We start from the raw sequence: 16,207 nt of genomic DNA, 5'->3' as shown, positions 1-16,207 counted from the left end.
GGAAAGCGCGTTCAGGCCGTCGCCGACGCGCTCATCAAAGCTGCCGAGGCGAGCCGCCGTTGCCGCAATTCGGGATGCTCGTCGAAAGGCTGGAGCGGCGTCATCCAGCGCCGGAGCGTCTGCTTGGTGTCGATGCGGGCGGTGAAGGGATCCTGGCCGTGCACGGTCCAGGCGATCGTCTCGCCGAGCTCGAGCAGGGCGAAGGCGCCGGCCGGTCCCGGCAGGGTGGTGAAGCTCTCGGTCAGCGACTGCAGGGTCAGATGCGGGATGGCGTCGACGGTGGTCAGCGTGTTCCAGTGGACATGGCCGGCGATACAGACCATCGGCACCCTCGCCCGGGCGAGCACGGCGCGGACGCGCTCGGCGCCGGGATAGGTCGAGGCTTCCGGATTGCGCTCGAAATAGTAGTTGCCGATCTGGCCATGGCCGGAGACGGGAACATGGCTCATCACCACCAGCGGCCGGTCGGCAGCCTCGATCGCCGCAGCGAGCCAGATCAGATCGGCCTCGCGCAGCACGAAACCACCCGGGCGGTGGATGCGCGAATCCGCGGCCCAGAGCACGAGGCGCCAGTCGCCGAGATCGACGGTGCGATGGCCCAGGCTATGGCCGAGGATCTCCTCGTTCTCGGTGACGCTGAGATGGTCGCGGTCGTGATTGCCGCAGAGATGGAAGCGCGGTGCCGTGATCGGCGCGAGGGCCTCCGCGACCTCGCGCTCGAGCCTGAGGTCGGTGGCGTGGTCGACGTCGGAGATGCGGTCGCCGAGATCGATCACGGCGTCGGGCCTGGTCTCGGCGACGAAGCGGCGGAATTCGCCCATCAGCGGCAGGGCCGCGCTGCCGACCTTGGTGAAGCTGTTCTCGCCGTGATGGATATCGGCGACGAAGGCGAGGCGGAGGGATCGGGTCATGGCGGGGCTCGTAGAAGAAGCGGAAGGGGCAAGGGCAGTGCCGTCATTGCGAGCGTAGCGAAGCAATCCAGCATCAGAGAGCACTATGTCTCCCTGGATTGCTTCGTCGGCTAACGCCTCCTCGCAATGACGACCTTGGTCGTTTTTAGCGAGCCGCGAGCGTCACGCGGCCGGCGCGGAAATCGAGCACATAGGGGATGTGCCCCTGCAGCGGCCGCCAGGCGAGCGAGCGCTTCATGCCGTAGGACTCGTAGGGCTGGTAGAGTGGCAGCACCGGTGGATCGTTCTTGATCGCCTGCATCAGTGCGGCATAGGCCTGCTTGCGTTCGCTAAGGTCGGTCGAGAAGCGGAACTTGTCCCAGAGGGCGATGTAGGCGTCGTCGGCCTTGAAGCGGCCTTCCGAGGCGGAGTTGCCGGTCGGCGCCCACATGATGCCGAAGGCACCGGCCGGGTCGGGGAAATACATCGGGTTCGACCAGCCGCGCGCCATCATGGTCGGGTCCGAGCCCGTCCACTGCTCGGTGACGTTGAGCTGCATCTTGACGCCGACGGCGCCCCACATCTCCTGGATCGCCTGCGCCGCGAGCAGGCCGTTGGTGTAGTAGGCCGCCTGGATGTCGTAGCGGATCGGTGAGCCGTCATAGCCGGCTTCCTTGAGCAGCGCCCTGGCCTTGGCCGGGTCGTATTCGAAGGTGGCGAGCTCGGGCATGTAGAGCGGGCCGAACTGCGCGAAGGTATGAGAGGTCGGCACCTTGGCCTTGCCGAACCAGAGCGCCTCGTTCAGCGTCTTGCGGTCGATAGCGTAGGACAGCGCCTGGCGCAGCTTGGGGTTGGCCATCTTCGGGTTCTGGGTGTTGAAGATGACGACGTGGAAGAGCGGCGTCTGCATGCCCTCGACCTTGAGCTTCGGATCGGCCGCGATCGGCTCGAGCTGATCCGGCGGGACGTTGGTGATGAGATCGACCTCGCTGTTCTTGAGCGCCGTCAGACGCCCCGAAAGCTCAGGGATGCGGGTGACGGTGACCTTCTGGAACGGGGCCTTCTCGCCCCAGAAGCCGTCGAAGCGCTCATAGACCAGGCGCTGGTTCGGTACGAACTCGGCGATTTTGTAGGGGCCGGTGCCGACCGGCTTCAGCGCGAAGGCCTCGAAATCGGAGGCCTCGGCGACGTTCGGATCGCCGGTCAGGGCCATCACGTATTTCTTCGGCACGATCATGCCCTGCTGGACGTTGAGCAGCGTCTCGAACAGCGGCTCGGGCCTGGTCGCGGTGATGCGCACGGTCTCACCATCGACGGCCTCGACCCTGGCCATGTTCGGCAGCGTGTCGCGCTTGCGGATGCCATAGGGCGGGAAGGTCGCGTTGATGATGCGGTCGAAGGAGAAGACGACATCCTCGACCGTCATCGGGTCGCCATTGTGGAAGGTTACGCTCTGGCGGATTTTGAGTTCGATCACGGTCGGCGAGACCTGCGTCCAGCTGGTCGCGATGCCCGGCTGCCAGACGCTTTCGGCGCGGGTGGCGTCCTTGCCGATCAGCGGGTCGAAGGCGTTGAAGTAGAACTGCGAGCCGACATTCGAGAAATCGCGGCCGGGGTCGAGCCAGGGCGCCATGTTCTGGACGCCGACCTTCAATTCCTGTGCCTCGGCGAAGCTGACGAATGCCGTCGCCGAGAGCGCGGCGAGCGCTAGGGTCTTCAGGATCTTGCACATGATTGTCTGTCCCTTGTTCGGGTGAACGGCATGAATAGCGAATGGGCAGTCAGCGTCCGCGCAGGCGCGGGTCGAGGCGGTCGCGCAGCGCATCCCCGAGCAGCATGGCGACGAGGCTGACGAGCACGATGAAGAGGGCGGGTATGGCGACGATCCAGGGCGCGGAGGCCATGTAGTCCCGGCCCTGGCCGACCATCGAGCCGAGCGTCGCGGTCGGTGGCTGGACGCCGAGGCCGAGGAAGGAGAGCGCCGATTCCAGCAGGATCAGGTTCGAGAAGTTGAGGCTCGCCATGACCACGACCGGCGAGATCAGGTTCGGGATCATGTGGACGGTGGCGATGCGCCAGGGGCCGGCGCCGGCGGCGCGGGCGGCCTCGACGAAGGGCATCTCGCGCAAGCTCAGCACCTGGGCCCGGATCAGCCTCGCGAAATGGGCCCAGTAGGCGATGCCGAGCACGCAGATCAGCACCGTGACGTCGGTCCCGGCGAGCGCCACGACGAAGAGCGCGACGAGGGTGAAGGGCAGCGACATCATGATGTCGACGAGGCCCATGATCAGCGCATCGGCCCAGCCGCGCAGCAGCCCTGCAGCGAGGCCGAGCGCCGCGCCGATGGCAAGACCGAGCAGGCTGCCGAAGAGCGCGAGCGCCAGCGTCAGGCGCAGGCCGTAGAGACAGCGCGACAGCAGATCGCGGCCGAGCTGGTCGGTGCCGAGCCAGTAGAGCGGGTTGGCGCCGGTGCTGCCGACCGGAGGCTTCAACCGCGCCAGGAGCCGCTGCTGGTCGGGCTCGAAGGGCGAGACCAGCGGGGCGAGCACTGCGAGCGCGAGTAAAATCAATCCGAGCAGCGCCGCTGCCGTGACCAGCATGTTGGCGCCGCCCAGCGATGGGAGCTTGAGCCGCGGCAGCCGGCGCGGCGGGAGCATGAGCTTGGCGTCTGCGATCTCGGTCATGGCGGGTCAGGCTCCGACGAGGCGCACGCGCGGATCGGACGCGGCATAGGCGAGGTCGATCGCGAAATTGACGAGGATGACGGTGCTGGCGACGACGAGGACGCCGAACTGCAGCACCGGATAATCGCGGCGCAGTGTCGCGCCGACGAGCAGGTCCCCAACCCCGTTCCAGGCGAAGACGGTCTCGACCACGACGGCGCCGGAGACGAGCGTGGTGATCTGCAGGCCGAGCACGGTGATGACCGGGATCAGCGCATTGCGCAGCCCGTGCCGCAGGATGATGGCGCGCTCGGACAGGCCCTTGGCGCGGGCGGTGCGCATATAGTCCTCGGAGAGGACGTCGAGCATGGCGTTGCGGGTGTAGCGGGTGAGCGCCGCGACGAAATAGGCGGCCAGCGCCACCGTCGGCATCAGATAGTGGAGGGCGGTGGCGGAGCCGGCGCTCGGCAGCCAGTGCAGCGTGTAGGAGAAGACGAGCAGCAGCAGGATGGCGAGGACGAAGTTCGGGACCGCGTAGCCGAGGAAGGCGACGAAGAGCATGCTCTGGCCGCGCGGCTGTCCGCGCCAAAGCGCGGCGAGAATGCCGAGCGGGACGCCGACCGCGATGGTCAGCGCCAGCGTCGCAAGCAGCAGGGAGGCGCTCTGCCAGAGCCTTTCGCCGAAGATCACGGCGACCGGCCGCCGCTCCATCAGGCCGAGCCCAAAATCGCCTGAGAGCAGGGACTTCCAGAACAGCAGGTATTGCTCCGCGATCGGGCGGTCGAGGCCCCAATAGGCGATCATCTCGGCCCGCGAGACGGCATCGAGCCCTTCCGGCATCAGGAAATCGATGGGATTTCCGGTCAGTCGCGTTGCCAGGAAGACGGCCGTGACGATCGCCCAGAGGGTGATGGTCATGCGCAGGAGACGGCTGCCTAGGAATGCGAGCATGGCGTCCTCTGGGACGGGCTGCGGGTGTCGCCGCGCGGCCGGTTGGGCCGGCCGAGACCCGAGCCTTCTGGCAGCCTTCCATGACAAGCTTATGAATATAGCTCACTCAGTATCATGTTTGACACTGAGACAATCTCAGTCCATGCATGCCCGACTTCGACGCGGAGTTAGCGGTGCACGTAGCGGACGATATTCGTGGCTGGCTGATCGATCTCGACGGCACCTTGATCTGCGGCGGCCGGGCGATGCCGGGTGCCAGGGCTTTTCTGGACGCCTGCGCCGGCCGCTTCGCCGTGGTCTCGAACGATGCCGAGCACACGCCGGCGGAACTGGCGAGCTACCTGCGGCGGATGGGGCTCGAGGTTCCGGCGAGCCGTATCGTGCTGGCGGGAGCAGTCGCGCTCGATGACATCGCCGCGCGACGCCCGGGCGCTCGCGTGCTCGTGCTGGCGGGCGACAGCCTCATGCGCCATGCGCGCGAGCGCGGCCTCGTGCCGGTTCGGACGCGGCCCGATATCGTCTTCCTCGGCCGCGACCGGCGCTTCAGCCATGCGCGGCTGGCGCTCGCAGCCAATGCCGTGCGAGCGGGGGCCGAGCTCGTCGTCGCCAATCCCGATCTCGTCCATCCCGGCCCCGAGGGTGCGGTCGTGCCGGAAACCGGCGCGCTGCTGGCGGCGCTCCTCGCCTGCACCGGTCCCGTCAGCTATCGGCTCATCGGTAAGCCGGAGCCGACATTGTTCGATGCCGGGCTCGCCTTGCTCGGCCTGCCGAAACGGATTGTCGCCATGCTCGGCGACAATCCCCGGACCGACGGTGAGGGCGCGCGCCGCTTCGGCCTGCGTTATGTCGAGATCGCCGGTGGGGTTTTCCCGCAAGTGGATGCCGAGACAACTTGCCCGCGAGAGGAAGGCGTGTTCGCCTTGCCGGCATGACCATCTCTCAACGCAAGCCGGATGCCGACGCCATGGCGGAAAACCCCGATCGGGCGCGCAGTGGCGGGCATGACGGCTTCGATGGCGTGATCGAGCGGCTGACGGCGCTCCGCCCGACGCTGCCGCCCACGGCGGCCCGCATCGCCGATGTCTTCCTCGCCCATGCGGCCGAGGTCGTCCATATGTCGGTGACGGAGGTGGCCGAGCGGGCGGAAGCGAGCGAAGGCAGCGTGATCTCGCTCTGCCGCCAGCTCGGCGCGCGCGGCTTCCAGCAGGTCAAGATCGCGCTGGCGCGCGATCTGGTGCAGCCGGTGCAGTTCATCCACGAGGATCTCGCCCGCACCGACGATACCGGCACCGTGATCGAGAAGATCTTCGGCAGCGATCTGCAGGCGCTGCACGACACCATGAAGGTACTCGACCGGGGGGCGATGGAGCGCGCCGTCGCCGCGATCCGTCGGACGCGCCGCGTCGAGCTCTACGGCATCGGCAGCGCCGCCCCGATCGCGGAAGACGCGAACTATCGGCTGCTGCGCATCGGCGTCGAATCCAAGGTCGTGGTCGATTCCCACGTTCAGGCGATCAGCGCCGCGCTGACCGGCCCCGAAGTCGCAACGATCACCATCTCGCATTCCGGCTCGACCCACGAGACCGTCACCGCGACAAGGCTCGCCCGAGAGGCCGGGGCGACGACGATCTGCATCACGAATTTCGGCAAGTCGCCGCTGCTCGCCTATGCCGACATCGTCTTGAACACCATGGCGCGCGAGACCCAGTTCCGCACCGAGGCGATGACGAGCCGGATCGCGCAGCTTGCCGTGATCGACGCCCTGATCGCCTGCCTGTCGCTGGCCGATTACGACAAGGCCGTCGCGACGATCGGCAGGACCTTCGACGTGCTCTCGACCAAGCGGTTCTAGCGCTGGCTAGCGCCCCTTATGCGAAGAGCGCTGCCGGGTTGGGCGTATACTTGGCGAGCTTGTCGCGATCGATCGTGACGCCGAGGCCGGGCAGGTCGGGGATCGTCAGCCAGCCTTCCGCATCGAGATCGAAGGGCCTCGCGAGGATGCCGTCGACATAGGGGCTGCCGCCGATGAATTCGACGAGGTCGGCATCGGGGAAGGCGGTCGCCATCTGCAAATCGGCGGCGAGGCCGAGCGCCGTGTTCCAGCCATGGCCGACATATCTGATGCCGAGGTCATAGGCCATCCAGGCGATGCGGCGCTGCTCGGAGATGCCGCCGACTTTGGTGACATCCGGCTGGACGATGTCGACGGCACCGGTGGTCAGCCAGGGAATGAAGCTCTGGCGCCTTGTCAGGACCTCGCAGCCAGCGATCGGCACCGGCGAGGAGCGACGGAGCTCACGGTAGTCGTCGATCGCGTCCGGCCGGACCGGCTCCTCGAACCAGCCGACATCGTAATCGGCGAGCATTTCGGCGGTGCGCTTGGCCCATTTCAGCCCATGCGGCCAGAGCGCGTCGCTGGCGCCGGCATCGACGAAGAGCTTGGAGCGCTCGCCGGCGGCCTCGCGTGCGGCGCGCACGATCGCTTCGTCGAGCTTGGTGTCGAGCGCCCGGCCGAACGGGCCCCAGCCGATCTTGAAGGCGGTGAAACCCTTGTCGCGATAGCTCGCGACGACGTCCCGCATCGCGTCGGGCTCCTCCATCAGGAGCGAGCAATAGGGCTGCACGCGCTCGCGATAGCGGCCGCCGAGCAACCGGCCGACGCTGAGGCCGGTGGCCTGGCCGAGAATGTCCCAGAGCGCAATATCGATGCCGCTGATCGTATGCGTCAGGGTGCCGCCGCGGCCCATCCAGAAGGTGTTCTGGTGCAGCTTCTCGCTGACGAAGTCGGGCGAGAGCGCATCGGCGCCGAGGAAGAGCGGCTCCAGCACCTTGAGCCCGGCCTGGACGAGGCGTCCGTCGGTGAAGACGCTGCCATAGCCGGTGACGCCCTGATCGGTGTGCACCGCGATCAGTGCATGGATCGAATCCTCCGGCCGGATCTCGGCGGACCAGCCGCCCTTCGGGCTCTCGCCGAAAAGCGGGGCGGCCTCGATGCGGGTGATCCTGAACGGCGGCAGCGCTGCCGGGCGGTTGCCTGCGCGGGTCTGTGGAAGAGCCTGATCGTTCACTGTGCGTCCCTTTCCCTGCGGCGCTTGGCGACGATGGCCTCGTAGTCCATCGCGTGGTTCATCACGGTGATGTGCTCGTCGAGCGTGCGCTCGATCGCCTCGATGTCGCCGGCCTCGAAGACTGCGAGCAGGTCGACATGCTCCTCGACGACGCCGGCCATCGGCTTGCCGAAGGTGGCGAGGCCGAAAATGATCGTGCATTGCGGCGCCAGCGTCTCCCACAGATCGAGTGTGACGCTGTTGCCGCCGAGCCGGCAGAGGGCGCGGTGGAAGCGCGTATCAGCGACCGCGACGCCATAGGCGCTGCCGCGCGCCGCCATCAACTCCATCTCGGCGACGGCGCTGCGCAGATCGTCGAGATGGCTGCCGCGATTGCGGCCGGCGGCGACGGCGCGGGCGGTGGCGCTGGCCTCGAGCGCGATGCGGGCCTCGATCAGGTCGGAAACGCGCTCATTGGTGACCGGGCGCAGCCTGATGCCCTTATAGGGCTCGCTGACGACGACGCCCTGGCTTTCCAGTAGGCGCAAGGCCTCGCGCACCGGCACGCGGCTGACGCCCAGCTTGCGGGCGAGATCGACCTCGACGATGCGGTCTCCCGGCAGGATCAGCCCGGCGGCTCCGCCGGCGATGATCGCTTCGATGGTGTGGTCGACGAGGGTCTGCGGCTGGAGCGGCTGCCAGTCCGGGGCCGGGCTCCCGATCCGCTCCGGTGTCGCCGTCCCGGTCGCCCCCATGCGTTCGTCCGCCTCCGGCATGCAACTCTCTCTCGCTTGACACATCGTATGATCGTATACAATCATACGAAAACAAGAGCAAGAAGGGGCTCAGCATGTCGTCCACAAGCCGGGTTCGCTGCGAGATCGATTTCGAGGCGAGCGGCCGTCAGGCCGGCTATCTGCGCGCGCCATTATCCCGCAACACCTCGGGCTGGGGCGTCGTCGAGATTCCGGTCGTCAGCGTGAAGAACGGCAGTGGCCCGACGATCCTGTTCACGGGAGGCGTCCACGGCGACGAATACGAGGGGCCGATCGCCATCTCGCGGCTCGCCCGCAGCCTCGATCCGGCCAGGGTCCAGGGCCGCGTCATCATGATCCCGGCGCTCAACATCCCAGCGGTGATGAACGACACGCGGCTCTCGCCGGTTGACAACCGCGACATGAACCGCTGCTTTCCGGGCAATCCGAAGGGCACCTTCTCGGAGATGCTGGCGCATTTCGTCGATGAGGTGCTGCTGCCGCTGGTCGACATCTCCGTCGACCTTCATACGGCGGGTCACTCGGGCGATTCCGCCCTCTCGACCAACATGCACTACGTCGCCGACACCGCCCTGCGCGAGCGGACCATGGCGGCGGCGGCGGCCTTCGGCGCGCCCTACAATGTCGTGTTCTGGGGTGTCGACGAAGGCGCGACGCTGACCTCCTCGGTCGAGCGGCGCGGCATCCTCTCGCTCGGCACCGAGCTTGGCGGCTGGGGGCGGGTCAATGTCGAGGGCGTGCGCATCGCCGACCGGGCCCTGACCAATATCCTCAAGCATTTCGGGCTGATGGAGGGCAAGCCGGAGACGCGCCAGCGCGACGGCTCTCCTGGCACCCGCCACATGATGGTGCGGGATTCAGCCGGCTATTCCTTCGCTCCTGCGGGCGGGCTGTTCGAGCCGCGCAACGTCGTCGGCGACGCCTGCCGCGCCGGCGAGCTCGCCGGCTATCTGCATTTCGTCGAGGACATCGACCGCGCGCCGCTGGAGGTGCGCTATCGCCGCGACGGGGTGCTGTGGATGTCGGCCGGGCCGGGCCGCGTGCAGCGCGGCGATGCCGTGGCCGTGCTGATGGAGGATTACGACGCGCTACGCGCCGCGGCCTGACTGTCTTCGTGCCTGACCATCAATCCGGAGGGGATAAGAACATGGCAAAGCACCTCATTCTCAAAGCAGCTGTCATCGCGGCCATCGCCCTGGGAGGGGCTCAAGGAGCGCTGGCCCAGCGCAAAGGCGGCGAGGTCGTCATCGGCATCAGCCAGGCGCCGCCCTCGCTCGATGCCCAGATCACCTCGGCGCAGGCATCGCGCAACGTCACGCTGCATATCTTCGAGACGCTCTATGCCCGCGACGAGAACGCCAAGCCGGTGCCGGAGCTGGCCGAGGGTGTCACCGTCTCGCCGGATGGGAAGAGCTATGTCTTCCCGATCCGCAAGGACGTGACCTTCCACAACGGCAAGAAGCTCGACGCCGCCGACGTCGTCGCCTCGCTCGAGCGCTATCGCAAGATTGGCGCGTCGCCCGCGCTCGTCGCCGCGATCGATACGGTCAAGGCGAGCGGCGAGCATGAGGTCACGGTCACGCTGAAGCAGGCCCAGTCGACCTTCCTCGACAATCTCTCGTCGCCGCGTGCGCCGATCGCGATCTATCCGGCGAGCGAGGCCGCCAAGGAAGCCGGCAAGATCGAGATCATCGGCACCGGTCCGTACAAGTTCGTCGAGTACAAGCCTGACAGCCACGTCAAGCTGACGCGCTTCGATGGCTATGCGCCCAACCCCAAGGGCACCGGCCGCGATGGCTTCGCCGGCAAGAAGGAAGCCTTCCTCGACAGCGTGACCTTCCGCTTCATGCCGGAAGGGGGCGCGCGCACGGCGGCGCTCGAGGCCGGTCAGATCCAGTTCAACGAAACCGTCGACGGGTCGACGGCGAAGCGGCTCGGCAGCGACGCACGCTTCACCATCCACAAGGTGATGCCGTTCGGCCTGCAGGTGATCAAGTTCAACCAGGCGCAGCCGCCGGCCAACGACGTCAACTTCCGTCTCGCCGTGCAGGCGGCGCTCGACATGGAGGAGATCATGGCGATCTCCTATGCCGACATCTACCAGATGGACCCGAGCTGGCTTTATCCGGGCGCCGCCTTTCACTCGACTGTCGGCAGCGACAAATACAACAAGGCCGACCTGAAGCTCGCCAAGGAGCTGCTCGGCAAATCCTCCTACAAGGGTGGCAAGGTCACCTTCATCGTCGACAACCTGCGCGCCAATGTCGACACCGCGACAGTGGTGCAGCAGAAGCTCAAGGAGATCGGGATCGAGGTCGAGATCGCCGTCTCGGACTGGCCGACCGTCTCCAAGATCGGCTTCACGCCGACGAACTGGACCTTCTGGACCCACGGCTTCGGCATCGAGCCCTATGAGGGGCCGGGCTCGGTGATGGCGCCCTGGGTGAACGGGCTCTCGCAGCAGGCCAAGGACCCGGAGATCGACCGCATCGCGGCCGCGTTCAACGCCGAACTGGACGAGGGCAAGCGCAAGGCGCTCTACGATGCCTTCCAGAAGCACATGTACGATGCCGCCGTCGCCATGAAGGCCGGCAATTACGGGATCTTCCAGACCTCGACGGCGAAGCTCAAGAACTTCAAGCCCTACCGCATTCCCCGGATGTGGGGCGTCTGGCTCGAGCCGTGAGCCCGAGCGGCTGAACTCCACCTCATGGACGTCGACCACTGCCAGGAACGCCTAGTCATCCCGGCCGGAGCGTAGCGAAGAGCCGGGATCCATGCCCGAACCTTCATCGGAAATGCTCAGGAATGGATCCCGGGTCTCCCTCCGGTCGCCCGGGATGACGCGCGTTTATCTCTGTTATCAGCCAACTCTCAAAGGAAGGGCGGCATGGGAAGCTTCCTGATCCGCCGCCTGGCGGGCGCCTTCGTCGTGCTCGCGCTGGTGTCGCTGATGTCCTTTGCGCTGATCTGGCTGGTGCCGGGCGATCCGGCGGCGGCCTTTCTCGACGCCTCGGCGACGCCGGCACAGATCGCCACGCTGCGCAGCGCGCTCGGGCTCGACCTGTCGCTGCCGCAGCAGATGATCGGCTGGTACGGGCGGATTCTGAGCGGCGATCTCGGCCAGTCGATCCTGCTCAACCGCTCGGTCAGCGCAGCCCTGATCGAGCGCCTGCCGGTGACGCTGGCGCTGGCGGCGCTCGCGCTCGCCTTCGCGGTCGTGGTCGGCGTCACCGCCGGCCTCGTCGCCGCCGTCAACCACAACCGCTGGCCCGACCAGGCGGTGATGACGGCGGCGCTGCTCGGATTGTCGGTTCCCGATTTCTGGCTCGGCCTGGTGATGGTCCTCGTCTTCGCGGTCTCGCTTGGCTGGCTGCCGAGCGGCGGCTTCACAGCCTTCACGCAATCGCCCAGTGAGTGGCTGCGCTGCATGATCCTGCCGGCACTGACGCTCGGCCTCGTCCAGGTCGGCTTCATCGCCCGGATGGCGCGCGCCTCGATGCTCGACACGCTCGGGCAGGATTATGTCCGCACCGCCGACGCCAAAGGCCTCGCGAAGCTGCGGGTCGTGCTGCGGCATGCCTTACCTAATGCCCTGATCCCGATTCTCACCGTGATCGGCATCGTCTCCGGCGCGTTGCTCGGCGGCGCCGTCATCGTCGAGCAGGTCTTCTCGATCCCGGGGATCGGCCGCCTGATCGTCGGCGCCATCGCCGCGCGCGATTTTCCGGTGCTGCAGGGCGGGCTTCTGTTCCTCGCGGTCGTCTATCTCTCGATCAATCTCGTGGTCGATGTCCTCTACGCCGTCGTCGATCCGCGGGTGAGACTGGCATGAGCGCGGGCGAACCGCTTGTCGGCCGCGCTGCGTGGCGACGCCTGCTGCGCCACCGCTCCTTCATGATCGGCGGCGTGCTGATCCTCGCCATGGTGCTGGTCGCGCTCGCCGCCGGCCTGCTCTCACCCTTCGATCCGCTGCGCAGCAATGTCCGCGCCCGGCTGGTGGCGCCGGATGCCGTCCACTGGTTCGGCACCGACCATTTCGGCCGCGACATCCTCTCGCGCGTGATGATCGGGGCTCGCATCTCGCTCGCCATCGGTGCCCTCACCGCCATCCTCGCCGGCATCGCGGGGACGCTGAGCGGCGCGGTCGCCGGCTTCTTCCCGCGCCTCGACCAGCCGATCATGCGGGTGATGGACGCGCTGATGGCGTTCCCCTCGATCGTGCTCGCCATGGTGGTCTCGGCCGTGCTTGGCGCGTCGCTGACCAATGTCGTGATCGCGCTCGCCATCGCCACGACGCCGCACACCGCCCGGATCGTGCGCGCCTCGGTGCTGCTGGAGCGCGAGCTGGACTATGTCTCGGCCGCGCGTGCGATCGGCGCCGGCGAAATGACCATCCTGTTCAAGCATGTGCTGCGCAATGCCGCCGGGCCGCTGATCGTGCGGTTGACCTATGTCTTCGCCATCGCGGTGCTGGCCGAGGCGGCGCTGTCCTTCGTCGGCGCCGGGCCGCCGCCGCCGGCCGCGTCCTTCGGCTCGATCATCGCCCAGGGTCGCGATTTCATGCGCGAAGCGCCGTGGATCACGGTGTTTCCGGGCCTCGCCATCATCGTCTGCGTGCTCGGCCTCAACCTGCTCGGTGACGGCCTGCGCGACGTGCTCGATCCCCGCCTGAAATTCTGACCCGCCGGAGCCTGCGATGAAACGCATCCTGATCGCCGACTGCAAACAGGAGATCTCATCCTTCAATCCGCTGCCGTCGCACTACGACAACTTCCTGATCCGCAACGGCGAGGAGCTCTACGAGCAGCGCGGCCAGAACCAGGAGCTCGGCGGCGCGCTCGCGGTGTTCGAGGCACGGCCCGACATTGAGATCGTGCCGACGATCTGCGCGCGCGCCGGCAGCGCCGGCCTGCTCTCGGCGGAAGGCTGGAAGAGGCTCTCCGAGGAGGTCCTGGCGGCGATCTTCGCCAAACTCGATGGCATCGACGGCATCTATGTCTCGCTGCATGGCGCGATGGGTGCCGATGGTGAGCTCGATCCGGAAGGCTATCTGCTGGAGAAGCTGCGCGAGCGTGTCGGGCCGGAGATGCCGATCGTCATCTCGCTCGACCTGCACGGCATCCTGACCGGCCGCATGCTGCGCCAGGTCGACGGCTTTGCGATCTACTGGACCTATCCGCATGTCGACTTCGCCGACACCGGCCGACGCGCGGCCGAACTGCTGCTGAAGCTGATGGCTGGCGGGGTCAGGCCGGTCGCGGCACGCGTCGTCATTCCGGCGCTGGTCCGGGGCGATGAGCTCATCACCAAGACAGGCTGCTATGGCGAACTGCTCGCCGAATGCCGCCGTCTTGAGGAAGAGGGGCGGGCGCTCGCGGCCGGCATCATGATCGGTAACCCCTTCACCGACGTGCCGGAGCTCTGTTCGCAGGTCCTGATCCTGACCGATGGCGACCCGGCGACCGCCGAGCGGGAAGCGACAAAGCTGGCGCAGGAGTTTTGGCCATTGCGCTTTCGCATGCAGGGCAAGCTCGTGCCGCTGGGTCGCGCCATCGCCCAGGCGCGCAGCATCGACGGGCCAGTGATCTTCACCGACGCCGCCGACGCCACCTCTTCGGGAGCGTCGGGCGACAGCAACGCAATCCTCGTGGCGTTGCGTGAGGCCGGCTACCGCAAGCGGGTGCTGGCGCAGATCGTCGATGCGGCGGCTGCGGCCGCGGCGCATGCGGCGGGAGTCGGAGCGAGCCTCTCGCTGACGCTCGGCGGCTCGATCGACCCGGCCCGGTTCCCGCCGCTGCAGGTGACCGCAACGGTCAAGCTGCTCTCGGACGGCGAAGCCTCGCTCGAGACGATGAAGGCGCCGCTTCGGGCCGGCCCGACCGCGGTGCTGACTTACGACAACGTCACCGTCGTCGTGATGAGCCGCTCGGTCAGCCTGTTCGACCGGGCGATGTACTACGCCAATGGGCTCGATCCGGAGGATTTCGACCTGATCGTGGTGAAGTCGCCGCACACCGAATTCCACATGTTCGACCAGTGGTGCGCGCGCAATTTCAACGTCGACGCGCCCGGTGCGACCTCGGCGAACCTCCGGAGTCTCGGGCACCGCATCTGCGCCCGTCCCGTCTATCCGCTCGACGACAACGTCACCTTCGCGCCGCGCGCGACGATCTACGAACTGTGAGGACCAGGCCCGTGCCCAGGATCGAGGCTGTCGACTTCTTCTACCTCGCCATGCCCGTCGTCACCGACGAGGCCGATGGCAGCCAGGACGCGCTCTTGGTGCGGGTCGCCGCCGGCGGCCATGTCGGCTGGGGCGAATGCGAGGCGGCGCCGCTGCCGTCGATCGCCGCTTTTATCTGCCCGATGTCGCACGGGGTCTGCCGGCCCGTCGCCGATTCCGTCCTTGGCCAGAGGCTGGAGGGCCCCGAGGACATCGCCCGTATTGCTGCCGCGGTCGCCTACAACTCGATGGACCTGCTGCAGGCGCCGCATACCTTCTCCGGCGTCGAGATGGCATTGTGGGACATTCTCGGCAAATTGCGTTCCGAGCCGGTCTGGCGCCTGCTCGGCTATCGCCAGAGCCATCCCAAGACGCCCTATGCCTCGGTGCTGTTCGGCGACACGGCGCAGGAGACGCTCGAGCGCGCCCGCGATGCCAGGAAGCGGAGTTTCCGCGCCGCCAAGTTCGGCTGGGGGCCGATCGGCCGCGGCAGCGTCGAGGCCGATGCCGAGCATTTTGTCGCGGCGCGGGAGGGGCTGGGAGCGGACGGGATCCTGCTGGTCGATACCGGCCAGATCTTCATCGAGGATGTCGAACGCGCGGCCGCCCGCTTGCCGGCAATGGAAAAGGCTGAGGTCCTCTGGTTCGAGGAACCCTTTCACGCCAGCGCGCTCGACGCCTATGGCGCACTCGCCAGGCGCAGCCCAAAAGTACGTCTGGCTGGCGGCGAGGGCGCCCACAATGAATCGATGGCCAAGCAGCTGATCGACTATGGCGGCATCGGCTATGTCCAGATCGATTGCGGCCGGATCGGCGGAATCGGTCCCTCGAAGGCGGTGGCCGATTATGCGGTGGTGAAGGGCGTGACTTTCGTCAATCACACCTTCACCTCGCATCTCGCCCTCTCGGCCTCGCTGCAACCCTATGCCGGCCTCGTCGATCACGAGATCTGCGAATATCCGGTGATGCCGAAGCCGCTCGCCACGGCGATCTCCGCCAATCATCTGGAGCGCGACGCTCACGGGCAGGTCGCGGCGCCGGATGCGCCGGGCCTCGGCATCGAGGTCGCGACGACAGCGCTGAAAAGCTACCTTCAGGAGGTCGAGATCTCGGTCCAAGGCAAGCGGCTCTATAGCACGCCTAGCCTCTGAACGGTGCTTGACGATGTAGCGCCGCCTTATAGGGTGGGCGCGATCGAGGTTCTCCGGGTTGCTTCCGGAGCTAAGAGGGAATTCGGTGAGGCGCTGGGCATCGGACCGAAAAGTGGAATCCACTTTTCGGGTGAATCCGATGCCTCGACAAAGAGATAGATCGCCATTCTGCGTCCGATAGGACACATGGCGATCTGTGGCCAAAGCCGAGGCTGCCCCCGCAACTGTAAGCGGCGAGCCCTCCGTCCATCGTCCACTGGCGCCTAGCGCGCCGGGAAGGCCGGGCGGAGTCAGCGTCGACCCGCGAGCCAGGAGACCTGCCCCGATCGTTGAAGACGTCTTTCGGGCGGGGTGTCCCGGAGGTGTGCATCGGTGGCGGTCGTCCGAGACCGCCATCTGTCCACATCCCCTGCGCAGCTCCCATCCGTCATCTCGGGGAGCGATGAAGCCCATGTTCATGACGACCGCCATGCGCGCGACCGCGCAGAGCTTGACGGCTGCGT

14 protein-coding genes and 1 riboswitch are annotated in these 16,207 nt (G+C 67.0%); of the genes, 8 read left to right on the top strand and 6 right to left on the bottom strand.

Annotation, left to right across the window (positions count from 1 at the left end; all coding sequences use genetic code 11):
- Positions 1-11 precede the first annotated feature (11 nt).
- The 4 genes from ACSQ24_RS28005 to ACSQ24_RS27990 all read right to left on the bottom strand — a co-directional run bounded on the left by ACSQ24_RS28005 (position 12) and on the right by ACSQ24_RS27990 (position 4,504).
- Positions 12-911 (bottom strand): metallophosphoesterase family protein, encoded by a 900-nt coding sequence (locus ACSQ24_RS28005; RefSeq protein ID WP_436098061.1) that lies wholly within the window; start codon positions 909-911, stop codon positions 12-14.
- 145 nt (positions 912-1,056) lie between these two features.
- Entirely contained in the window at positions 1,057-2,622 is a 1,566-nt protein-coding gene (locus tag ACSQ24_RS28000) for an ABC transporter substrate-binding protein (RefSeq protein ID WP_436098060.1), read from the bottom strand.
- Positions 2,623-2,671: 49 nt separating this feature from the next.
- Positions 2,672-3,574, bottom strand: coding sequence for an ABC transporter permease (locus ACSQ24_RS27995; protein ID WP_436098059.1), 903 nt, complete (start codon positions 3,572-3,574; stop codon positions 2,672-2,674).
- A gap of 6 nt (positions 3,575-3,580) precedes the next feature.
- The gene (locus ACSQ24_RS27990; RefSeq protein ID WP_436098058.1) at positions 3,581-4,504 is read right to left on the bottom strand and encodes an ABC transporter permease; all 924 of its coding nucleotides are present in this window, start codon (positions 4,502-4,504) and stop codon (positions 3,581-3,583) included.
- Positions 4,505-4,677: 173 nt separating this feature from the next.
- Between ACSQ24_RS27990 and ACSQ24_RS27985 the strand changes: the two genes are divergently transcribed.
- Both ACSQ24_RS27985 and ACSQ24_RS27980 read left to right on the top strand, forming a co-directional pair.
- Positions 4,678-5,436, top strand: coding sequence for an HAD-IIA family hydrolase (locus ACSQ24_RS27985; protein ID WP_436098057.1), 759 nt, complete (start codon positions 4,678-4,680; stop codon positions 5,434-5,436).
- Positions 5,433-6,356 (top strand): MurR/RpiR family transcriptional regulator, encoded by a 924-nt coding sequence (locus tag ACSQ24_RS27980; RefSeq protein ID WP_436098056.1) that lies wholly within the window; start codon positions 5,433-5,435, stop codon positions 6,354-6,356. Before ACSQ24_RS27985 ends, ACSQ24_RS27980 begins: the two co-directional genes overlap by 4 nt.
- 16 nt (positions 6,357-6,372) lie before the next feature.
- On the opposite strand, the gene ACSQ24_RS27975 is transcribed toward ACSQ24_RS27980, so the two are convergent.
- Both ACSQ24_RS27975 and ACSQ24_RS27970 read right to left on the bottom strand, forming a co-directional pair.
- On the bottom strand, positions 6,373-7,572 hold the full coding sequence (locus tag ACSQ24_RS27975; RefSeq protein WP_436098055.1) for a mandelate racemase/muconate lactonizing enzyme family protein: 1,200 nt from the start codon (positions 7,570-7,572) through the stop codon (positions 6,373-6,375).
- Entirely contained in the window at positions 7,569-8,327 is a 759-nt protein-coding gene (locus tag ACSQ24_RS27970; RefSeq protein ID WP_436098054.1) for a GntR family transcriptional regulator, read from the bottom strand. Before ACSQ24_RS27970 ends, ACSQ24_RS27975 begins: the two co-directional genes overlap by 4 nt.
- Before the next feature lie 74 nt (positions 8,328-8,401).
- Here ACSQ24_RS27970 and ACSQ24_RS27965 point away from each other — a divergent pair, with 74 nt between their 5' ends.
- From ACSQ24_RS27965 to ACSQ24_RS27940, 6 genes are all read left to right on the top strand, one after another.
- A complete protein-coding gene (locus ACSQ24_RS27965) occupies positions 8,402-9,433 on the top strand; it encodes a succinylglutamate desuccinylase/aspartoacylase family protein (RefSeq protein ID WP_436098053.1) in 1,032 nt (343 codons plus the stop codon).
- 41 nt (positions 9,434-9,474) lie between these two features.
- Positions 9,475-11,013 carry an ABC transporter substrate-binding protein gene (locus tag ACSQ24_RS27960; protein WP_436098052.1) on the top strand — a complete coding sequence of 513 codons (1,539 nt, stop codon included), beginning with the start codon at positions 9,475-9,477 and terminating at the stop codon, positions 11,011-11,013.
- A 204-nt stretch (positions 11,014-11,217) separates the two neighbouring features.
- Positions 11,218-12,162 (top strand): ABC transporter permease, encoded by a 945-nt coding sequence (locus ACSQ24_RS27955; RefSeq protein ID WP_436098051.1) that lies wholly within the window; start codon positions 11,218-11,220, stop codon positions 12,160-12,162.
- On the top strand, positions 12,159-13,010 hold the full coding sequence (locus tag ACSQ24_RS27950) for an ABC transporter permease (protein ID WP_436098050.1): 852 nt from the start codon (positions 12,159-12,161) through the stop codon (positions 13,008-13,010). Before ACSQ24_RS27955 ends, ACSQ24_RS27950 begins: the two co-directional genes overlap by 4 nt.
- Positions 13,011-13,026: 16 nt before the next feature.
- Complete coding sequence (locus tag ACSQ24_RS27945) at positions 13,027-14,514, top strand: M81 family metallopeptidase (protein ID WP_436098049.1); 1,488 nt, start codon at positions 13,027-13,029, stop codon at positions 14,512-14,514.
- Between the two features lie 11 nt (positions 14,515-14,525).
- On the top strand, positions 14,526-15,704 hold the full coding sequence (locus tag ACSQ24_RS27940; RefSeq protein ID WP_436098048.1) for a mandelate racemase/muconate lactonizing enzyme family protein: 1,179 nt from the start codon (positions 14,526-14,528) through the stop codon (positions 15,702-15,704).
- 29 nt (positions 15,705-15,733) lie between these two features.
- A riboswitch (cobalamin riboswitch) is annotated at positions 15,734-16,043 on the top strand.
- The last annotated feature ends 164 nt before the right edge of the window (positions 16,044-16,207 follow it).

This window comes from Allobosea sp. LjRoot237 (genome assembly GCF_964253285.1).
GTDB lineage: Bacteria > Pseudomonadota > Alphaproteobacteria > Rhizobiales > Beijerinckiaceae > Allobosea.
Note: the sequence above shows the minus strand (reverse complement) of the source record. Positions and strands in the feature narration are given on the sequence as shown.

What these genes read in the sequence shown, in the direction of transcription:
- ACSQ24_RS28005 (WP_436098061.1), bottom strand. Translation starts at nt 911, where the DNA reads ATGACCCGATCCCTCCGCCTCGCCTTCGTCGCCGATATCCATCACGGC.
- ACSQ24_RS28000 (WP_436098060.1), bottom strand. Translation starts at nt 2,622, where the DNA reads ATGTGCAAGATCCTGAAGACCCTAGCGCTCGCCGCGCTCTCGGCGACG.
- ACSQ24_RS27995 (WP_436098059.1), bottom strand. Translation starts at nt 3,574, where the DNA reads ATGACCGAGATCGCAGACGCCAAGCTCATGCTCCCGCCGCGCCGGCTG.
- ACSQ24_RS27990 (WP_436098058.1), bottom strand. Translation starts at nt 4,504, where the DNA reads ATGCTCGCATTCCTAGGCAGCCGTCTCCTGCGCATGACCATCACCCTC.
- ACSQ24_RS27980 (WP_436098056.1), top strand. Translation starts at nt 5,433, where the DNA reads ATGACCATCTCTCAACGCAAGCCGGATGCCGACGCCATGGCGGAAAAC.
- ACSQ24_RS27970 (WP_436098054.1), bottom strand. Translation starts at nt 8,327, where the DNA reads ATGCCGGAGGCGGACGAACGCATGGGGGCGACCGGGACGGCGACACCG.
- ACSQ24_RS27965 (WP_436098053.1), top strand. Translation starts at nt 8,402, where the DNA reads ATGTCGTCCACAAGCCGGGTTCGCTGCGAGATCGATTTCGAGGCGAGC.
- ACSQ24_RS27960 (WP_436098052.1), top strand. Translation starts at nt 9,475, where the DNA reads ATGGCAAAGCACCTCATTCTCAAAGCAGCTGTCATCGCGGCCATCGCC.
- ACSQ24_RS27955 (WP_436098051.1), top strand. Translation starts at nt 11,218, where the DNA reads ATGGGAAGCTTCCTGATCCGCCGCCTGGCGGGCGCCTTCGTCGTGCTC.
- ACSQ24_RS27950 (WP_436098050.1), top strand. Translation starts at nt 12,159, where the DNA reads ATGAGCGCGGGCGAACCGCTTGTCGGCCGCGCTGCGTGGCGACGCCTG.
- ACSQ24_RS27945 (WP_436098049.1), top strand. Translation starts at nt 13,027, where the DNA reads ATGAAACGCATCCTGATCGCCGACTGCAAACAGGAGATCTCATCCTTC.